This window comes from Mycobacterium sp. URHB0021, assembly GCF_054057895.1.
Genome location: NZ_JBSRZT010000002.1, coordinates 5,003,964 through 5,023,720, shown reverse-complemented (window position 1 = coordinate 5,023,720; position 19,757 = coordinate 5,003,964). Strand labels below are relative to the sequence as shown.

The 19,757-nt window shown below is 66.7% G+C and carries 16 protein-coding genes and 1 pseudogene; 9 read left to right on the top strand and 8 right to left on the bottom strand.

What is annotated here, in order from left to right; translation table 11 throughout:
• Nucleotides 1-49 precede the first annotated feature (49 nt).
• Entirely contained in the window at nt 50-2,416 is a 2,367-nt protein-coding gene (locus tag ACVWWN_RS27085) for a RelA/SpoT family protein (protein WP_457146602.1), read from the top strand.
• Between the two features lie 177 nt (nt 2,417-2,593).
• Here ACVWWN_RS27085 and ACVWWN_RS27080 read toward each other — a convergent pair whose 3' ends face one another.
• Entirely contained in the window at nt 2,594-3,607 is a 1,014-nt protein-coding gene (locus ACVWWN_RS27080) for a peptidylprolyl isomerase (RefSeq protein WP_457146601.1), read from the bottom strand.
• 17 nt (nt 3,608-3,624) lie between these two features.
• On the bottom strand, nt 3,625-4,518 hold the full coding sequence (locus ACVWWN_RS27075; RefSeq protein WP_457146600.1) for a peptidylprolyl isomerase: 894 nt from the start codon (nt 4,516-4,518) through the stop codon (nt 3,625-3,627).
• Nucleotides 4,519-4,624: 106 nt separating this feature from the next.
• Between ACVWWN_RS27075 and ACVWWN_RS27070 the strand changes: the two genes are divergently transcribed.
• A complete protein-coding gene (locus ACVWWN_RS27070) occupies nt 4,625-5,299 on the top strand; it encodes an MBL fold metallo-hydrolase (protein WP_457146599.1) in 675 nt (224 codons plus the stop codon).
• 9 nt (nt 5,300-5,308) lie between these two features.
• Nucleotides 5,309-6,574, top strand: coding sequence for a histidine--tRNA ligase (hisS, locus tag ACVWWN_RS27065; protein WP_457146598.1), 1,266 nt, complete (start codon nt 5,309-5,311; stop codon nt 6,572-6,574).
• Here the strand turns inward: hisS and ACVWWN_RS27060 are convergent.
• The 5 genes from ACVWWN_RS27060 to ACVWWN_RS27040 form a co-directional block, all read right to left on the bottom strand.
• Nucleotides 6,561-7,109: a cytochrome b gene (locus ACVWWN_RS27060; RefSeq protein ID WP_457146597.1), complete on the bottom strand. Its 549-nt coding sequence runs from the start codon at nt 7,107-7,109 to the stop codon at nt 6,561-6,563. The genes hisS and ACVWWN_RS27060 overlap by 14 nt on opposite strands.
• Nucleotides 7,106-8,122, bottom strand: a complete 1,017-nt coding sequence (locus ACVWWN_RS27055) for a catalase family peroxidase (RefSeq protein WP_457146596.1) — start codon at nt 8,120-8,122, stop codon at nt 7,106-7,108. The genes ACVWWN_RS27060 and ACVWWN_RS27055 overlap by 4 nt, the downstream gene beginning before the upstream one ends.
• Nucleotides 8,123-8,183: 61 nt before the next feature.
• A complete protein-coding gene (locus ACVWWN_RS27050; RefSeq protein WP_457146595.1) occupies nt 8,184-8,465 on the bottom strand; it encodes a hypothetical protein in 282 nt (93 codons plus the stop codon).
• A gap of 18 nt (nt 8,466-8,483) precedes the next feature.
• A complete protein-coding gene (locus tag ACVWWN_RS27045; RefSeq protein WP_457146594.1) occupies nt 8,484-9,047 on the bottom strand; it encodes a cytochrome b in 564 nt (187 codons plus the stop codon).
• On the bottom strand, nt 9,044-10,099 hold the full coding sequence (locus ACVWWN_RS27040; RefSeq protein WP_457146593.1) for a catalase family peroxidase: 1,056 nt from the start codon (nt 10,097-10,099) through the stop codon (nt 9,044-9,046). The genes ACVWWN_RS27045 and ACVWWN_RS27040 overlap by 4 nt, the downstream gene beginning before the upstream one ends.
• 165 nt (nt 10,100-10,264) lie before the next feature.
• On the opposite strand from ACVWWN_RS27040, the gene ACVWWN_RS27035 reads away from it, so the two are divergent.
• From ACVWWN_RS27035 to ACVWWN_RS27025, 3 genes are all read left to right on the top strand, one after another.
• Nucleotides 10,265-10,684, top strand: a complete 420-nt coding sequence (locus ACVWWN_RS27035) for a hypothetical protein (RefSeq protein WP_457146592.1) — start codon at nt 10,265-10,267, stop codon at nt 10,682-10,684.
• A gap of 128 nt (nt 10,685-10,812) precedes the next feature.
• A complete protein-coding gene (locus ACVWWN_RS27030) occupies nt 10,813-11,151 on the top strand; it encodes a hypothetical protein (RefSeq protein WP_457146591.1) in 339 nt (112 codons plus the stop codon).
• Nucleotides 11,103-11,855, top strand: a complete 753-nt coding sequence (locus ACVWWN_RS27025; protein ID WP_457146590.1) for a class I SAM-dependent methyltransferase — start codon at nt 11,103-11,105, stop codon at nt 11,853-11,855. Before ACVWWN_RS27030 ends, ACVWWN_RS27025 begins: the two co-directional genes overlap by 49 nt.
• Here ACVWWN_RS27025 and ACVWWN_RS27020 read toward each other — a convergent pair.
• Nucleotides 11,852-12,746: pseudogene (locus tag ACVWWN_RS27020) on the bottom strand (haloalkane dehalogenase). The gene ACVWWN_RS27025 and the pseudogene ACVWWN_RS27020 overlap by 4 nt on opposite strands.
• Nucleotides 12,747-12,853: 107 nt before the next feature.
• On the opposite strand from ACVWWN_RS27020, the gene ACVWWN_RS27015 reads away from it, so the two are divergent.
• Genes ACVWWN_RS27015 through ACVWWN_RS27005 form a run of 3 tightly spaced genes read left to right on the top strand, consistent with a single transcriptional unit; the run spans nt 12,854 to nt 19,753 of the window.
• Complete coding sequence (locus tag ACVWWN_RS27015; RefSeq protein ID WP_457146589.1) at nt 12,854-13,900, top strand: Rv2578c family radical SAM protein; 1,047 nt, start codon at nt 12,854-12,856, stop codon at nt 13,898-13,900.
• Between the two features lie 55 nt (nt 13,901-13,955).
• Nucleotides 13,956-16,595, top strand: coding sequence for a LuxR C-terminal-related transcriptional regulator (locus ACVWWN_RS27010; RefSeq protein WP_457146588.1), 2,640 nt, complete (start codon nt 13,956-13,958; stop codon nt 16,593-16,595).
• On the top strand, nt 16,592-19,753 hold the full coding sequence (locus ACVWWN_RS27005; RefSeq protein ID WP_457146587.1) for an ATP-binding protein: 3,162 nt from the start codon (nt 16,592-16,594) through the stop codon (nt 19,751-19,753). Before ACVWWN_RS27010 ends, ACVWWN_RS27005 begins: the two co-directional genes overlap by 4 nt.
• Nucleotides 19,754-19,757 lie beyond the last annotated feature (4 nt).

Sequence of the window (19,757 nt, the reverse complement as noted above, 5' to 3'; positions counted from 1 at the left end):
ATATCCTCGAAGTCTGGCGCTGCGAACGGACGAGGACGAGGAGGTGACGATGGCCAGCGAGACTCACACGGATGCGAGCACGGCCCAGGCCGTGCAGTCACCGCCGGCGGGCGGGCAGATTCCCGAGATGCAGCCGCTGGAAATCCCGAAGGCGTCGACGAGCGCCTCGCGGCGGGTCCGGGCGCGGCTGGCGCGCCGGATGACCGCCCAGCGCAGCGCCGTCAGTCCGGTGCTCGAGCCGCTCGTCGCGGTTCACCGGGAGCACTACCCGAAAGCCAACCTGACTTTGCTGCAGCGGGCCTACGAGGTGGCCGAGCAGCGGCATGCCGACCAGTTGCGACGCTCCGGCGATCCCTACATCACCCATCCGCTCGCGGTGGCCAACATCCTGGCCGAGCTCGAGATGGACACCACGACGTTGATCGCGGCGCTGCTGCATGACACCGTCGAGGACACCGGTTACACCCTTGACGCGCTCACCGAGGAGTTCGGCGCCGAGGTCGGCCACCTCGTCGACGGCGTGACCAAGCTCGACAAGGTGGCGCTGGGCACCGCGGCCGAGGGCGAGACGATCCGCAAGATGATCATCGCCATGGCCCGCGATCCGCGCGTGCTGGTGATCAAGGTCGCCGACCGGCTGCACAACATGCGCACCATGCGGTTCCTGCCGCCGGAGAAGCAGGCCCGCAAGGCCCGCGAGACGCTGGAAGTCATTGCCCCGCTTGCGCACCGACTGGGAATGGCCACCGTCAAGTGGGAGCTCGAAGACCTGTCGTTCGCGATCCTGCATCCCAAGAAGTACGAGGAGATCGTGCGGCTGGTCGCCGATCGGGCGCCGTCGCGCGACACCTATCTGGCCAAGGTGAGTGCGGAGATCAGCGCGTCGCTGACCGCGATGAAGATCCATGCCGACGTGGAGAGCAGGCCAAAACACTACTGGTCGATCTATCAGAAGATGATCGTCAAGGGCCGTGACTTCGACGACATCCACGATTTGGTGGGTGTACGTATCCAGTGTGACGAGATCCGCGACTGCTATGCCGCTGTGGGCGTTGTGCATTCGCTGTGGCAGCCGATCGCCGGGCGGTTCAAGGACTACATCGCCCAACCTCGGTTCGGCGTGTACCAGTCGTTGCACACCACCGTCGTGGGCCCTGAGGGCAAGCCGCTCGAGGTGCAGATCCGCACCCGCGACATGCACAAGACGGCGGAGTACGGCATCGCGGCCCACTGGCGTTACAAGGAAGCCAAGGGCCGCAACGGCGTTCCCGCCGGACACGCCGCCGCCGAGATCGACGACATGGCCTGGATGCGCCAGCTTCTCGACTGGCAGCGGGAGGCCGCCGATCCCGGCGAGTTCCTGGAGTCGCTGCGTTACGACCTTGCCGTGCAGGAGATCTTCGTCTTCACCCCGAAGGGCGACCTGATCACGCTGCCAACCGGGTCCACGCCGGTGGACTTCGCCTACGCCGTGCACACCGAGGTCGGGCACCGGTGTATCGGCGCGCGGGTGAACGGCCGACTGGTGGCCCTGGAGCGCAAGCTCGAAAATGGCGAGCGAGTAGAGATTTTCACCTCCAAGGCACCCAATGCCGGCCCCTCGCGCGACTGGCAGACCTTCGTGGTGTCGCCCCGCGCCAAGGCCAAGATCCGGCAGTGGTTCGCCAAGGAGCGCCGCGAGGAGGCGCTGGAATCCGGCAAGGACGCGATCGCCCGTGAGGTCCGCCGCGGCGGGCTTCCGTTGCAGCGCCTGATGAATGGCGAGTCCATGGCCGCGCTGGCGCGTGAACTGCGCTACGTCGACGTGTCCGCGTTGTACACCGCGGTGGGAGAGGGTCACGTCTCGGCACGGCACGTGGTGCAGCGGCTGGTCGCTCAGCTCGGCGGTGACGACGATGCCGCCGACGAGCTGGCCGAGCGCTCCACGCCGACGACCATGCCGGTGCGGCAACGCAGCACCGACGACGTCGGCGTCTCAGTGCCCGGCGCCCCGGGCGTGCTGACCAAGCTGGCCAAGTGCTGCACACCGGTGCCCGGTGACAACATCATGGGCTTCGTCACCCGCGGGGGCGGGGTCAGCGTGCACCGTACCGACTGCACGAACGCCGCGTCGCTGCAAGAGCAATCCGAGCGCATCATCGATGTGCAGTGGGCACCGTCGCCGTCATCGGTGTTCCTGGTGGCCATCCAGGTCGAGGCGCTGGACCGGCACCGCCTGCTCTCCGACGTGACGCGCGTGCTGGCCGACGAGAAGGTCAACATCCTGTCGGCGTCCGTGACGACATCCGATGACCGGGTGGCCATCAGCCGGTTCACCTTTGAGATGGGCGACCCGAAACACCTCGGTCACCTGCTCAATGTGGTGCGCAACGTGGAGGGCGTGTATGACGTCTATCGGGTGACGTCCGCGGCCTGATCTCGACGTCGGCAAGGCGGTTGTCTGAGGGTGCCCGCAGGCGTTGTCTTGCTGTCAAGCGCCCGAACCCGTATGGCGCTCGCACAAGGGGACCGAGAGAACCACCCCGCCGAGTTCGGTTCAAAGTCCCCGAGCAAGGCTCCTTTCACGCGGTCCGGGGGGCGCAACCGAGCCGAGTCAGCCGACCCGCACCGACGTAATGGTCACGTCCATGGCGGGTTTGCCGTCCTGGCTGCCGCCGGCGACTCCGGCCGCGGCGACCTTGTCGATCGTGGCGAGCCCGGCGCTGTCGATCGTGCCGAACACCGTGTAGGTCGGCGGCAGCATCGAATCCCGATACACCAGGAAGAATTGGCTGCCGTTGGTGCCCGGGCCGGAATTGGCCATCGCCAGCGTGCCGCGCGGATACAACGCAGGCACCGTCAGCGCGGGGTCCGTCATCCGGAACTGGTTCGTGGGGTACTCGTTGGGGAACCGGTAGCCGGGGCCGCCGGAGCCCGTTCCCGTCGGGTCGCCGCACTGCAGCACGCCGAGATCCGCTGTCGTCGTCAGACGGTGGCACGTGGTGTTGTCGAAGAAACCCTGCTGGGCCAGGCTCGTGAAGTTGTTGACCGTGCAGGGCGTCCTGCCGTTCTCCAGCTGTAGCCCGATCGTGCCCCGGTTGGTGCGCAGCGTCGCGCTGACGAGCGCCGGGTCGGTCGGGATCCGCCCGTTGCGAGGAGGTTTGGCGGGTTTGCTGGCTGCTTCGGTGGTGGCCGGGTACTGACAGTTCGAGCCGAGGGTCGCCGGCGGCGCGAACGGCGGCAACGTGTGGTCCGGCGGCGGGAAGGGTGACGCGGTGAGGCCGGGATGGTCGGGGATCAACCCGTCCAGGCGCTCGAGATCCCGCGCCACCATCACCAGGAACAGCACGCTGAGCACCACCACGAGAACGGTGAGGGCGGAGATCAGGTATCCGATCACCAGGCCGGCGATCGCCAGCCCGCGCCCTTCCTCACCGGTCTTCTTGATCTGGGACAGCGACATGTGGCCGAACACGATGCCCAGCGGCGCGAACAGGAACCCGCACACCAGCGACACGATCGCCAGTGAGTTGGTCGACCGGGGCGGCGGATAGGCGCCTGGGTAGCCGTAATACCCGTCGTACGGCGGTGGTGAATACGCCCCGTACGGCGGGGGCGGTGTCGTCACGGCTTACTCGGTCCCGGTCAGTCGAGCAGAATCGTCTTCACCTGGACATCGTCCTTCGGCTTGCCGTCCTGGCCGCCGTCCGCGACGCCGGCCGCGGCGATCTTGTCCAGCGTCGCCAGACCGGTCTGGTCGATGGTGCCGAATACCGTGTAGTTCGGCGGGAGCTGCGAATCCTTGTACACCAGGAAGAACTGGCTGCCGTTGGTGCCCGGGCCGGCGTTGGCCATCGCGATGGTGCCGCGCGGATACAGCACCGGCTGCTGCAGCTTGGGGTCGTCCGGCTGGTACTGGTTGGTCGGGTACTCGTTGGCGAACTGGTAGCCCGGACCACCCGTGCCCTGGCCCGTCGGGTCACCGCACTGCAGCACCGACAGTCCTTCGGACGTGGTCAGCCGGTGGCACGGGGTGTCGTTGAAGAAGCCCTGCTGAGCCAGGCTGGCGAAGCTGTTCACCGTGCATGGCGACTTGGCGTTGTCCAACTGCAGGCCGATGTTGCCCTGATTGGTCGTCATGCTCACGCTGACCTGCGCCGGGTCGGTCGGTACCTTGCCGGTGCGCGGCGGGTTGACCGGCTTGCTGGCCTTTTCCGCAGCGGGGTACTGGCAGTTGGCGCCCAGGTCGGCCGGCGCCGCGAACGGCGGCAGCCCACCCGGAGCGCCGGGCGCGGGCGGCGCGCCGCCCGCCGGCGTGCTCGATGTCGGGGTCGAGGTGGAAGCCGACGCCGTCGTGTTGCCGGAGTCGCGGTTGGTGATGACGACCGTGGCCACCACGGCGCCGATCACGACGATCGCGCCCACGACCGACCCGACGATGGTGAGAAGGCGGCGCCGGCGCGCCTTCTGCGCCCGGCGTTCCAGCTGTCGCTCGAGTTTGCGCTTTGCTTTCGCACGCCGTTGTTCGTTCGTGGGCACCGCCGGTGTCCTCCTCGTGATCGTGTCAGTCGGCAACGAGTGTGCCAGGAGTTGCTGAGTGCGGGCGCTGCGACCCACTCCAACGCGGGGTGGAAAACTGGACGCCGTGTTGATCACCGGATTCCCGGCGGGCATGTTGGCTTGCAACTGCTACGTGCTCGCACAACGGGCCGGCTCGGATGCCATCGTCGTCGACCCTGGCCAGCGGTCGATGGGCCGGCTGCGAAAGATCCTCGACGAGAATCATCTGACCCCGGCGGCGGTGCTGCTGACGCACGGGCACATCGACCACATCTGGTCGGCGCAGAAGGTGGCCGATACGTACGGCTGCGCGGCCTACATCCACCCGGAGGACCGGTTCATGCTCGCCGACCCGATCAAGGACTTCGGTCCGCGACTGGCTCAGCTGGCGTTCGGCGCGCTGTTCCGTGAGCCGAGGCAGGTGGTCGAGCTCGACAAGGACGGCGACAAGATCGATCTGGGTGGCATCACCGTGATGGTCGATCACACGCCCGGCCACACCCGGGGCTCGGTCGCGTTCCGCGTCGAAGCAGGCCTCGGGGCGGACCCCGGGTCGGTGGTGTTCAGCGGGGATACGCTGTTCCGAAGATCCGTCGGCCGCACCGACCTGCCCGGAGGCAGCGGGCGGGACCTACTCGGCTCGATCGTGACAAAACTGTTGGTGCTCGATGACGACACCGTGGTACTACCGGGACACGGTGAGAAGACCACGATCGGCTTCGAACGCCGCACCAACCCGTTCCTCGAAGGTTTGACGTGATGAGTTCCTGTGAGTGACTTTCAGGCGCCCAAGGGTGTCCCTGACTACCTGCCGCCCGACTCGGCGCAGTTCGTACTCGTCCGCGACGGCCTGCTGGACGCCGCCCGCCGCGCGGGCTACGGCGACGTCGAACTGCCGATTTTCGAGGACACCGCCCTGTTCGCCCGCGGGGTGGGGGAGTCCACCGATGTGGTTTCCAAAGAGATGTACACGTTCGCCGACCGTGGCGACCGGTCGGTGACGCTGCGACCCGAGGGTACCGCGGGTGTGATGCGGGCGGTGATCGAGCACGGTCTGGATCGCGGTGCGCTGCCGGTGAAGCTTTGCTACGCCGGGCCGTTCTTCCGTTACGAACGCCCGCAGGCGGGTCGCTACCGCCAACTGCAGCAGGTGGGGATCGAGGCCATCGGCGTCGACGATCCGGCGCTCGATGCCGAGGTGATCGCGGTGGCCGATGCGGGCTTTCGATCGCTCGGGCTCGACGGATTCCGGCTGGAGATCACCTCGCTGGGTGACGACAGCTGCCGGCCCCAGTACCGGGAACTCTTGCAGGAGTTCCTGTTCAAGCTCGACCTCGACGACGAAACTCGCCGGCGTGCCGAGATCAACCCACTGCGGGTGCTCGACGACAAGCGGCCACAGATGCGCGAGATGACCGCCGACGCACCCGTGATGCTGGATCACCTCTCCGACGTAGCCAAGCAGCATTTCGACACCGTGCTCGGGCATTTGGACGCGCTCGGCGTGCCATACACGATCAACCCACGAATGGTGCGGGGGCTGGACTACTACACGAAGACCACGTTCGAATTCGTCCACGACGGTCTCGGCGCGCAGTCCGGCATCGGTGGCGGGGGCCGCTACGACGGGCTGATGCGACAGCTCGGTGGAAAAGACCTGTCCGGCATCGGCTTCGGCCTCGGCGTGGACCGCGCACTGCTGGCCCTGAAGGCCGAGGGCAAGACCGTCGGCGGAAACGCCCGCGTCGACGTCTACGGGGTGCCGCTCGGCGAGCAGGCCAAGATCACGCTGGCGGTACTGGCCGCCCGGCTACGGGCCGGCGGGGTTCGTGTGGACCTCGCCTACGGCGACCGTGGGGTCAAGGGAGCGATGCGCGCCGCCGACCGCTCGGGTGCCTCGCTGGCGCTGGTGGCCGGCGACCGTGACATCGAGGCGGGCACGATCGGTGTGAAGAACCTGGCGACCGGCGATCAGGTGAACGTAGCCGTCGACGACGTGCTGACCGAGGTCCTCTCGCGGCTCAGCCGCGTCTAGCGAACGTCATCCGGGACAGCATGTGGTCCCGGAGTGTGAGCGTGTGCAGCAGCACCGCACTCACGTGCGCGGCGATCACAGCGACCAACACGTACGCGAGGATGGAATGCGTCTGACGGAGTGCGAAGAACAGATTGGCGTCAAACGGCGCGATGGGCGGCAGACGCACCGCACCGAAGACGATCACCGGCCTGCCCGACGCCGACACCATGGCCCACCCGACCAACGGCTGCGCCAACATGAGTATGTAGAGGCCCAGTTCGGATCCCACCACCAGCTTGTGCTCGAACCGTCCGACCGTGTCGGGCAGCGTCACGGCGCGCTGGGTCGAGCGATTCGCAATGCGCACCACGACGATCGTCAGGATCGTCACGCCCAGCGTCATGTGCAGGCCGAACAGCGTCCGGTAGGAGCCGATCGAGTTCACCATCACGAACCCGACGAACAACCCGGAGAAGATCAGGACGGCGCTGAGCCAGTGCAGGATCCGGGTGCGCACCGGATACCGCAGCGCGTTCCCGGGCGCTTCCGTCAAATGGCCACCTCGTTGTCCACCTGGACCGCGGACGGGGATTTCGGTTCGCCCGAGCGGGCGCGATAGGACGCGCCGTACACCACGGAGCGGGCACTGAGCAGGGGATCGTCGGACGGTTCGATGCCATCGGGCAGGACGAGCGGGTCGAAATTGATGTCGCGGGCGTTGCCGGGTGCCTCGGTCTCGATGTCCGTCAGCGTCAGCACGCCGGCGTCGACGGTGCGGCGGTCGCTCGGCCAGGGAATCGTGGCATCACGGGTCGGATCATCCGGCGTGCCGACCGTCAGGATCAGCTTCCACCGCAGCGCTCCCTTGCGCATCTGGACGATCAGCGCGTCGAACAACGCGTTCTTCTTGTCCGGCCGCGGTGACATCGCCTTTTGCAGCGGGACGAACTCCCAGCGAACGGGGGTCTTCTCGCCCGCCTCGTTGACGAAGAAGAACGTGATGAGTCCACGGAACGTGCTGTCGGCAAACCCGGCCGACGGGGGAGTCTGCTCGATGAGCGCCATGGCAGCCGCCGATTCCGGATGGGCGGCGAAGAAGGCGGACATCGCGGCAGGATCGGGCTGGCCAGTCTCGGACACCACCTTTGTGGCCAGCAGCCGGTCGTAGAAGCCTTGCGGCGAATTGTCCGTGAAGACAGGGAGATTCATCATCGCCGTTCGCCACTGCGCGTTGCCGGGAAATCCGATGGCAAGCCCGAGGCCGCGCGTCGCGCGCGCGGTGTCGGCGACAGCGGGATCTCCACCGCTGCCCGAGAACCGGCCGATCACCGGTGTCTGCCCGGGCCGGAAGACCGCCGCCCGCGACAGCTCGCTGCCGTTTCCGTTGCTGTCGAAGTGTCCAGTGACGGCCACGCCCTTGGCGTGATTCCGGCGGAATCCCGGATGGAGGCCGAACACTGCGCGAAACCGGTCGAGAAACATCTCGCTGGTCAGGGCGCTGCTACCACCGATCCATCTGTTCGCGACCGCGACGGCGCCCAGGTCGGCGACGAGAAAGGCACCCACTGCACCGAGGCCCAGCAGAACCGAACGGCGGCTTAGCGGCCTCCCATGCCACGTCGACATCTCACGGGAAGACCTGGCCATTACACGCAAAACGCCACATGGTGGGCATTTCGTTTCCGGTGTGAGCCAGATCACATAGCCGATCAGCCGCGCTGCGCCACCGCTCGCAATGGGTCGCGACCCAGCCGAAGTCGCCGACGACGAGTGCGATCACGCCGAGGACGAAGGCCATTACCGACAGTGCACCGGTGCGGCGGTCGATGACGAGTACCCGACGACCGTCATCGGTGACGACCAGACCACCCATGTCAGCCAGGGTCCGTGTCTCCGTTGTCGCCTCCACACCGTGCACGGTGCGATCTCAGGGGCGGGAAGCGGGGTCGAACGCGGGGCGCCGCCAGAACGCCATCCGCGACAGCATTCCGTCGCGGAGCGTCAACGTGTGCAGCAGTACAGCACTGACGTGCGCGGCAACGACCGCAACGAGGGCGTATGCAAGTACCGAGTGGGTCTGGCGGAGCACGAAGAACAGGTCGGCGTCGGCGGGTGCGATGCGCGGCAGGTGTACCGATCCGAAAATGACCACCGGCCTGCCCATCGCCGATACCATCGCCCACCCGACCAGCGGCTGCGCCAGCATCAGCGCGTACAGCGTCAGCTCGGATCCCACGACGAGTTTGTGCTCGGCCCATCCGACGGTGTCGGGCAGTTTCGGGGCGCGGTGGGTGAATCTGTTGGCGATACGCACTACGACGATGCACAGGATCAGGACACCGAGCGTCATGTGAATGCCGACCAGCGCCGCATACGTGCCCAGCCAGCTCACCATGACGAACCCGATGAACAGCATGGTGAAGATCAGGATCGCGGTGAGCCAGTGCAGGATTCGGGTTCGCAGCGGGTAGCGGCCGGTCTGGTCCGTCATGGTGTCACCCTGTCCACCTGCACCGCGGACGGCGACTTCGGTTCGCCGGTCCGAGCGCGATAGGACGCCGCATACACCGTCGATCGTGCGCTGAGCAGTGGATCATCGGAGGGTTCGATGCCGTCGGGCAGCACCAGCGGGTCGAAGTTGATGTCGCGGGCGTTGCCCGCGGCCTCGGTCTCGACCCCCGTCAATGTCAGCACTCCGGCATCGACCGTACGGCGGCCGCTCGGCCAGGGCAGCGTGGCGTCGGTGACCGGGTCACCGGGAGAACCGACGGTCAGTATCAGCCGCCACTGCAGCGGACCGGTGCGGATCTGGCGTACCAGCGCGTCGAATAGATCGTTCTTTCCCGCGGACCGCGCCGGAAGCGCCGGCTGTTGCGGCACGAACGCCCACCGCACGGGGGTCCGCACGCCGGCGTCGTTGACCAGGAAGAACGTGATCAGACTGCGGAAGGTGCTGTCGGCGAAGCCGGGAGTGGGTGGGGACGTCTTCATCACCGCCATGGCGGCGGCGGTCTCTGGATGCGCTTTCAAGAATGCCGCCATCGCGGCGGGGTCGGGCTTCCCTGTCGCGGGCACGACCTTGGATGCGAGCAGTCGGTCGTAGAAGCCCTGCGCCGAATTATCGGGGAAGACGGGAAGGTTCAGCATCGACGTTCGCCACTGCGTGTTGTCGGGGAACGCGAACGCCAGCGCGAATCCGCGCGCCGCCGCGGGCATGTCGGCGACGGCCGGATTGCCCCCGGTGAGTGAGAAGCGCCCTGTCACCGGTGTCCGACCGGACCGGAAGACCGCCGCCCGCGACAGCTCACTGCCGTTTCCGTTGCTGTCGAAATGCCCGGTGACCGCGACGCCCTTCGCGTGATTGACCCGGAACCCGGGGTGCATTCCGAATACGGAACGAAACCCGTCGAGGAACGTCTCGCGCGTCAACGCGTTCCCGGGGCCGATCCACTTGTTGGCATACGCGACCGCAGCGAAGTCGATCGCCAAGAAAGCACCTACCGCACCGATGCCGATCAGTGCGGAGCGCCGGTTCAAGTCCACGACTACAGCACGCTCCTCGGGTTGGATTTGTTCACGTCCGTTCGGGAACGTGTAACAGATCACAGAACACCCCACCATTCTGTGAAGTGCCTGGTCGTCGCGGTGCGCCGAAGCCGATCTGACGGCCCGTGTAACGCTCGGGTACCGTGCGGCGATGTGACGGACATGCGAACAGCTACAGCCAGGGTCGGGGCGGCGCTCGCGGTTGCGGCCGCCGGAGTTGCCGGCAGTTTTGCCACGGTGCATGCCGAACCGGCCGGTCATCAGGTCCGGTACACGCTCACGTCGGCGGGTGATGCGGACTTCAACCTTTTCTATTTGACGACACAGCCGCCGAGCAAGGCGGCCTATAACGCCGATGCGTACTCGTTTGTGAAGCAGGAGCAGGTGCACCTCGCGGCGGGTGTGCCGTGGGTATTCGAAACCACGCTCGCGGACCCGCAATGGGCGATCTTCACCGTCAGCAGCACCACGCATGGCGGCCAGGCCGCGCCGAATCCGCATTGCGACATCGCCGTCGACGGTCAGGTCGCCGTCCAGCAGGACGGTCCGTACAACCTGCAGTGCCAGCTCGGCCAGTGGTAGTCGCTCCTCGCGTGCCCTGAACCTCGGGTTGACGCGGCGTGCCATAGGAGAACAGCCGTTCCGTCCGATCGAGCGTGACTGATAGTCAATCAGCGTACGTTCACAAGAGTCGGACGAAGGAGCTGGTAATGGCCGTCGACGACGACAAACTCAATGCATTTCTGGGCAAGGCGGTAGGCGATCTCGGGGCGGCGATGAGTGCCGCGCTGGTCCTCATCGGCGACGAGCTCGGACTGTATTCGGCTCTGGCCGAGGGGCGCCTGACCTCGTCGGAACTCGCGGAGCGCACCGGTACGAGCGAGCGTTATGTGCGCGAATGGCTCGCCAATCAGGCGGCCGGCGGATATGTCGAATACGACAGCGCCACCGACGAGTACTACCTGAGCAGGCGCTGTGCCTGGCGAATCCGAACGGGCCGGTGGATCTCCCCGGTGGCTACTCGATTGTCGAGGACGTCTTCCAGGTGAGACAGCGCGCCGTCGAGAACTTCCGTAGCGGCGCCGGAATGGAATGGGGAGAACATCATCCGCGCCTGTTCGAAGGCACCGAACGATTCTTCAGGGCCGGTTACAACGCGAACCTGCTGTCCCACTGGCTGCCTGCACTCGACGGTGTGGTCGAGAAGCTTCGAGCGGGAGCCCGGGTCGCCGACGTCGGATGCGGGCATGGCGTGACGACCCTTTTGATGGCGCAAGCCTTTCCGGAGTCACAATTCGTCGGCATCGACTATCACGACGCGTCGATCGACACCGCGCGCAAGCAAGCGACCGCGGCCGGCGTTACCAATGTCAGCTTCGAGGTGGCCGACGCGACGTCATACAAGGGCAATTACGACCTGATCGCGTTCTTCGACTGCCTGCACGATATGGCCGATCCGGTGGGCGTGGCCCGGCATGCGCGTGAATCGCTGGCATCCGACGGGCACTGCATGCTGGTCGAGCCCGCCGCCGGGGATTCCCTGTCGGACAACCTCAACCCGGTCGGCCGTGTCTGCTACGGGGCGTCGTCGCTCATCTGCGTACCCGTTTCGCTCGCCCAGAACGGGCCGGCGCTCGGAGCGCAGGCCGGCGAGCGGCGACTCACCGACGTGATGGTCAGCGGTGGCGGCTTCGGCCGGTTCCGGCGTGCCGCCGAGACTCCGTTCAACCTCGTCTTCGAAGCCCGCCCCTAGCCGGTTGATGCGCGTATCGCGCGGACGAACGAGGCGAGGGCCTTCCCGATCTCGTCCGCGCTGTCCTCCTGGATGAAGTGCACACCCGGCACAGCGACTTCGGTCTGATTGGGCCACGTGCGGGCGAAGTCGAGAGCGCGACCGCGGACGAGTGCCCCTGGCTCGCCTTTGATGAAGAGTTTGGGCACGGCGCTGCCCGACAACCACGCGCCGTACTCCTCGACGATCGTGGCAACGTCGGCCGGCTCACCCTCGATCGGGATGTTGCGTGGCCACGACAACGTCGGCCTGCGGTCCTCGCCCGGATCACGGAACGGTTCGCGGTAGTGGTCCATCTCTTCGTCGGTGAGTTGACGCTTGATCGAGGCCGGCAGCACCGCCTCGACGAACATGTTCTGCTCCAACACCATTGATTCGGCTTCCGGGGATCGGAAGCCCTGGAAAACGCTCCGCATCGGACCCGGAAAGTCCGACCACTCGATGGGCATGACGACGGCCTCCATGTACGCGATGCCCGCGACCCGGTCGCGGTGCTGATTGGCCCAGTCGAAGCCCAACGCCGAACCCCAGATCGTGCAGCACGAGGATCACCCGATCGCCGAGATCCAGCGTGTCCCACAGCTGGCAAAGATAGTCACGCTGCTCGGCGTAGTGATAGCGATCGGGTCCGGAGTCGTCGAGCTTTGCCGAGGCGCCCATCCCGATCAGGTCACAGGCGACGAGTCGGCCCAGCCCTTCCAGATGCGGCATCACGTTGCGCCACAGATACGACGAGGTCGGGTTGCCGTGCTGAAAGACGATGGCATCACCTCGCCCCTCGTCGACGTAGGCCATCCGCTTGCCGTTGATCTCTCGGTGCCGCAGCTGTCCGTATGGTGTGGCCCCTGCCATGGCGTCCTCTCAATCCCGTTCGGTGCCGGCTCATCATGGCATTGGTACGCCGGACACCGGGCGGCGCGGGCCTTGACATCGCGTCGAACATCAGTTCGAATAGAGTCATGCGGTGGGACGGGCAGGGTGTCAGCGTCGACGACGGCGCACTACCCGGCCTGCAACGGCTCGGTTTCGTGCGCAGTGTGCGTACCCCGCAGTTCGACGGGATCACGTTTCACGAGATTCTGTGTAAGTCGGCGCTGAACAAGGTGCCAGCCGCTCGGTCCAATGCCGCCGGCAGACCGGCTCCGTCGATGCTGCCATTCAGTTACACAGTCAACGGCTATCGCGGCTGCTCCCACGCGTGCCGCTATTGTTTCGCGCGTCCCACCCACGAGTACCTGGATCTCGATTGCGGCACGGATTTCGACACGCAGGTGGTCGTCAAGACAAACGTGGCCGATGTGCTGAGCCGCGAACTGCATCGGCGGTCGTGGCAGCGGGAGACCGTCGCACTGGGTACCAACACCGACCCGTATCAGCGCGCGGAGGGGCGCTACGCGCTGATGCCCGGGATCATCAGCGCGCTGGCCGAATCGGGCACTCCATTCTCGATCCTCACCAAAGGCACGCTTCTGCGACGCGATCTGCCGCTGCTCACCGAGGCCGCCGGGAGCGTCGACGTCAGCGTCGCGGTGTCACTGGCCGTCGGTGATCCCGGGCTGCACCGCGACGTCGAGCCCGGTACGCCGGCGCCGCAAGCGCGGCTCGGGCTGATCTCGGCGATTCGCGATGCCGGCCTGGCCTGCCACGTGATGGTGGCACCCGTGTTACCGCGGTTGACCGACTCCGTCGAGCACCTCGACTCCCTTCTCGGTCAGATTGCCGCTGCCGGTGCCAACGGCGTGACGGTGTTCGGACTCCATCTTCGCGGTTCGACCCGCGGGTGGTTCATGTCCTGGTTGGCTCGCTCACATCCGGAGTTGGTGGGGGAGTATCGCCAGTTGTACCGGCGCGGAGCGTATTTGCCACCGGATTATCGGGCGATGCTGCAAGAGCGAGCCTTACCGTTGGTGGCCAAGCACGGCCTGGCCCCAGACCGACGGTCGTTCCGGGCGGCCGCGATCCCGGCGGCGGCGAACGTCGAGGCGGATCAGCAGACGCTGTTCTAGACGCCGCTCGAGCGATTGCTCAGCGCCAGCGCGCCTGCTCTCCTAGGCTCTCCCTGTGCGTTTGACGTGGCCGCTGACCGGCCGCTCGCAGGAGATGCGAATCATCCAGGACGCCATATCGGACCATGGTTCGGCGGGAATCGTCATCCACGGCGCGGCTGGTGTCGGGAAGAGTCGGATCGCGAGCGAAGCGCTGTCATCGGTGACTTCGCAGGGTTACGAAGCCCGTTGGGCAGTGGGAACGTCGTCCGCGCGGGAACTGCCGCTCGGTGTCTTCGCGCAGTGGGTGGGCTCAGCGGGTCCGCACACTCTGCTCGTTGTCCGGGAGGTGCTGGAATCGTTGACCAATGTGTCGCCCGGCGCCAAAGCGGTGGTGGGTGTCGACGACGTCCACCTCCTCGATGACCTGTCGATATTCGTACTCCATCAGATTGCTGCGCGTCGGGCTGCGCACCTGGTGCTGACGGTTCGCGACGGCGAGCCGGTTCCCGCGGCGACGCACGAATTGTTGACCAGTGGCCAGCTCGAGCGACTTGATCTGCAACCGCTTTCACGCGAGGAAATGGCCACGTTGGTAGCAGCCAGCCTGCGCGGGTCTGTCGACCCGGACGCCCTGCGGCGTCTCTGGCAGATGACCCGGGGCAACGTGCTGTATCTGCGCAACATCGTCGATCAGGAGGTGGCCGCGGGTCGCCTCGAGGCGCTTGGACGCTTCTGGCGGTGGACCGAGGACCCCGTCGTCCCTCCCGGACTGGTCGAGACGATCGAGGTGCGGATCGGCGAATTACCCGCTCCGACGAGGGATGTGGTGGACGTACTGGCCGTCGGCGAGCCTCTCGAATTCTCCTCCCTGCACCGCATCACCGACCCGGCAGCGGTCGCCGACGCCGAAGCGCGCGGTCTCATCGTGATCGAAAAGGTCGACGACACGGCGGAAGTCCGTGTCGCGCATCCTCTTTACGGCGAGGTCCGCCGCCGTGGTGCGGCGCTGCTTCGGCTGCGTCGGCTGCGCGCGCTGGTCGCCAATGAGCTGGCGGCCGGCTATCGCGCCGACGACATGCGCGTCGTGGTCCGGCGCGCGGCGCTGAGCCTTGACTCCGACCTTGTTCCCGACCCCTGTCTCCTGCTCCGAGCGTCGCAGGGCGCGGTGATGCTCGCCGATCTGCCCTTGGCACATCGCCTGGCCGCCGCGGCGGTCCGCGCGGGCGGAGGCACGGAGGCGGATCTGGTGGTGGCCCACGCCTTGTCCTGGCTGGGTCGCGGTCAGGAATCCGACGCGGTGCTCGCGCACATGACGATCGACGACGGGGCAGCCTCGACGCGGGCCCGGGTGACCTTCCTGCGGGCCGTGAACATGTTGTGGCCGCTCGCCGATCCCGACGGCGCGAAGGAGTTCATCGACGGCGCGGCCCTCGGCACGCCGCCGCACGCCCAAGGCTTCATCGACGCGTTTCGCACCGTCTACTGGGCCACCATGGGCAGGCCCGATGCAGCGATTGCGTCGTCGAAAGACCTCGCACTCGACGGGTTTCCCGCCGTGGTGGGCGGCGTGACCGCATGGGGGATCACGGTGGCAGCGGGGGACTCTGGCCGCACGGGCGAGGCGTTGGCCGCGGCCACTGCCGGAGCCGCCATCACGACGTGCTCGTTCGATGCTGCCCAGATGGGGTACATCATCGCCGACGGCCACGTCGGAGCGCTCCTCCTCGCGGGCCGGATCGCCGAAGCCACTGAGGTCGCCGACCGGCTGCGAACGAATGCGGCCGATCTGCCCGGCGCGGCGTCGCTGCTGAGTGCGGGGATCGCGGGCCGCGCCGCCGTGAGTGCGGGGCGACTGGAGACCGGCTGCGCGCTGCTGGGGCCGGTGGTCGAATTCATGTTCTCCATCGGCGACACGAATGGATTCGGTTACCAGTACCAGCTGCCGCGCACGACCGCGCTCGCGATGCGCGGTTGCGATACCGAGGCCGGCGCCGCCCTCGAACAACTCGAGAAATGGCGGTATCCGAGTACCCGGCAACTCGACTATGCGTACGGGATCGCCCGCTCGTGGGTCGCGGCCAGCAAGGGCGCCATCAGCGAAGCGATCAGAATAGTGCTGGCCGCCGCCGAACTCGCAGGTACCAACGGGCAATTCGCGGCGGAGGTCATGTGCCTGCAGACGGCGGCCCAGTTCGGCGACGGTGCAGCGGCACCCCGTCTGCAGGAGTTGGCGGCGATCGTCGAGGGCCCCCGGGCTGGTATCGGTGCGCGCTTCGCCGAGGCTGTGCGCAGCGGTGATGGCGCCGTATTGTCTACGGTTTCAGCCGATTTCGAAAACATTGGTGACTTCGTCGCCGCCATCGATGCCGCCGGCCATGCCGCAGTCGCATACCGCCGAAGAGATCAGCGTGGGTCCGCGTTGGCCTGGTCGAAACGCGCCGCGGAGCTGGCCGAACGGTGCGGGGCGCGGACCCCGGCACTTCGCCTCGCGACCGAGGAGCTGCCACTGACCGACCGGGAACGCGAGATCGTCATGATGTTGGGCAACGGCCTGTCCAGCCGTGCGGTCGCCGACCGGCTCTGGCTGTCGGTCCGTACCGTGGAAGGTCACATCTACCGTGCGATGTCGCGGACCGGCACTACCAGTCGTGACGAGCTCGCGGCGCTTCTCCGGCGGCCCGGTTCGCCCCGCGCCCCGGGAGAATCCGGATGACCGCTGCCTGCCGCTCGTGCGGTGCCGATGCGCTTGCGGATGCCCGGTTCTGCCATCGCTGTGGTTCTCAGATCGTCCCGGCCGACGCGCGCGCAGAGTACAAGCAGGTGACGGTGCTGTTCGCGGATGTGGTGCGTTCGATGGACATCGCGGCGACGGTGGGTACCGAGCGGTGGCGAGAGATCATGGCCGACTTGGTCAGTGGCTCAACGCGAGTTGTGGATCGGTACGGTGGGACGGCTGAACAGTTCACCGGCGACGGGGTCATGGCGGTGTTCGGCGCGCCGGTGGCACTGGAGGACCACGCGCTTCGAGCCTGTCTGGCCGCGCTGGCCGTGCAGTCGGAGGCGGCGTCGCTGTCGAGTGAAGTCCGAATCCGGGACGGTGTCGATTTGCGACTACGGGTGGGGCTGAACTCGGGAGAGGTGATCGCGGGCGATATGGGCCCGGGTGCCCTTCGTTACACGGCGATCGGCGAGCAGGTCGGAATGGCCCAGCGGATGGAGTCGGTGGCGGCGCCGGGCGGCGTCATGCTCAGCGCGTCGACGGCCCGGTTGGTCGAGGACGCCACCGTCCTGGGGCCAACGGAAATGGTGCACATCAAAGGAGTGGCTCAACCGGTCGTCGCACGACGGCTCGACGCCATCGCATCGCAGCGGCCTCGGACCGAACTGCGCGAGCCGACGCTGGTGGGGCGCCAATGGGAACTCGATGCGCTGGTCGGCCTCCTCGACCGGTCGGTCGCCGGGCAAGGTTGCGTGGTCGGTGTGGTCGGTCCGGCCGGTATCGGCAAGAGTCGACTGAGCCGAGAGCTGATGTCGGCCGCGGCGGTGCGCGGTGTGGACGTCTATTCGACCGTCTGTGAGTCCCATGCCAGCGACATTCCATTCCACGTCGTCGCGGACCTCCTGCGCACGGCGTTCGGAGTGGAGGCCATGGACGAGGTTGCGGCGCGAGCCCGGCTGAGATCGGCAATACCCGACGCGGCCATCGACGATCGGTTGTTGTTCGACGACCTGCTGGGGGTCGCCGATGCCGCCGTCGCGCTGCCCAAGATCGACACCGACGCTCGTCGCCGACGCCTGACCGCGCTGGTGAACGCGGCGGCGCTGGGACGGCGCACACCGGCGGTGTACGTCATCGAGGACGTGCACTGGATCGATGAGATCAGCGACTCGATGTTGGCCGAATACCTGGCGGTGATCCCGCAGACGTCGTCGCTGGTAGTCGTCACCTACCGCCCCGAGTATCGGGGCGCGTTGACCGGACTGACCGGCTCGCAGACGATATCTCTTGCGCCCTTAGGGAATTCGCCGTCCGTCACGCTGACCACCCAGCTGCTCGGGGTTCACTCTTCGGTGGCGCAGGTCGCCGAACGGATTAACGCACAGGCCGCCGGGAACCCCTTTTTCATCGAAGAAATGGTGCGCGAGCTAGCGGCACGTGGCGTGCTTCGAGGCGCCCGCGGCACCTACGAGTGCCGTTCGGACGTCGGCGAAATCGCGGTGCCCGCCACACTGCAGGCGACCATCGCCGCCCGTATCGATCGGCTCGGTGTTCCCGCCAAACGAACACTGGGTGCGGCAGCCGTGATCGGAACGCGCTTCGATCCCGGATTGCTCGCGAGCCTCGGCATCGACCCGGTCATCGATGAATTGGTCGAGGCTGAATTGATCGACCAGGTGTCATTCACTTCCCGAGTGGCGTATGCGTTCCGCCATCCGCTGATCCGCACCGTGGCCTATGAGTCACAGCTGAAGGCCGATCGCGCCGATGTGCATCGCCGCCTCGCTGCGGCCATCGAATCGAAAGAGCCCGATTCGGTGGGCGAGAACGCCGCCGTGATCGCCGAGCATCTGGAAGCCGCGGGCAATCTGCCGGGCGCCTATACGTGGCACATGCGTGCGGGGCGGTGGTCATCGCAGCGCGATCTTTCGGCCGCACAGGCGAGTTGGCGACGTGCGCGTGATATCGCCGACCGGCTGTCCGCAGATCACCCGGACCGGACAGGGAAAAGGATCGCGCCCAGAGTCATGCTCTGTATCAGTGCCTGGAGAACGGAGGCGACGCTCGCCGACACCGGTTTCGAAGAGGTCCGCGACCTGTGCAACACATCCGGCAACGCGGCGGCGTTGGCTTTGGTCATGGCGGGCCAATCGCAGGCACTGCTGTTCCGCGGCCGCTATGCGGAGTCGTCACGTCTGGTCTCCGACTGGCTCGCACTTGTCGACGCGGAAAAGCAATCTCCACCGGACATGGGTTTTTACCTCGCAGGCAGCAACACCAAATTACAAGCCGGAGAGGCCGCCCAAGGGTTGCACCTCGCCGAGCGCGTCATCGAGATCGTCGATGGTGATCCGACGAGGGGACAAAACCTCTTCGTCGGTGGATCACCGCTGGCGCTTGCGCTCGGTTTGCGGGGGGCGTACGGACTCTGCCTGGGGACGCAGGGCTGGCGAGACGAGTTGGACGAGGCAGTCGAATTGGCGAGGGGACTCGACGCGAACAGTTATGCGTCGGTCATCGCCTATAAGTCGTTCGCCGTGTTGAACGAGGCGCACATCCCCGATGACGCCACGATCCTTGACACCGCAGAAGCACTCAAGCGGGCCGAGCAGTCCGGTGACGACCTCGCGCTCATCGCGGCCCGATTCGCACGCGGAGCCACTCTGGTCAATTGCGCAGACCCGGACATCGACGTATCCGACGAACTCGATCAACTCCTCGAGGCCATCGTCAGTCGGCGGTACGCGCCCGGTGAGGTGGTGCGGTTCCGCATCCACATCGCCAAACAGAAGGCCAGGTCCGGTGACATCGACGGGGCAATCGAAATTTCGCGGAGCATCATCGACAGTCTCACCGAGTCCGGGGAGATGCTCTGCCGCGGCCCCGCGACCATGATCCTGGTCGAGTCACTGCTGCGCCGGGGCGCCGACGGGGACATCGCGGAGGCCAGGGCCGCGATCGCCCGACTCGAAGCCGTGCCCACCGAACCCGGCTTCGTGTTGCACGAACTCCCGTTGCTCAGACTGCGAGCGCTGGTGGCGCCCGCCGACGGCGACGAGCCCGGCTATCGCAGCTTGGTCGACAGGTACCGGGCCCGGGCAACGGAATTGGCCTTCGAAGGGCATATGGCGTTGGCCGACAGCATGTCGTGATGCG

Coding starts and splice junctions, on each gene's coding strand:
- ACVWWN_RS27005 (WP_457146587.1), top strand. CDS start 16,592: ATGACCGCTGCCTGCCGCTCGTGCGGTGCCGATGCGCTTGCGGATGCC.
- ACVWWN_RS27045 (WP_457146594.1), bottom strand. CDS start 9,047: ATGACGGACCAGACCGGCCGCTACCCGCTGCGAACCCGAATCCTGCAC.
- ACVWWN_RS27015 (WP_457146589.1), top strand. CDS start 12,854: ATGCGGTGGGACGGGCAGGGTGTCAGCGTCGACGACGGCGCACTACCC.
- ACVWWN_RS27085 (WP_457146602.1), top strand. CDS start 50: ATGGCCAGCGAGACTCACACGGATGCGAGCACGGCCCAGGCCGTGCAG.
- ACVWWN_RS27030 (WP_457146591.1), top strand. CDS start 10,813: ATGGCCGTCGACGACGACAAACTCAATGCATTTCTGGGCAAGGCGGTA.
- ACVWWN_RS27035 (WP_457146592.1), top strand. CDS start 10,265: ATGCGAACAGCTACAGCCAGGGTCGGGGCGGCGCTCGCGGTTGCGGCC.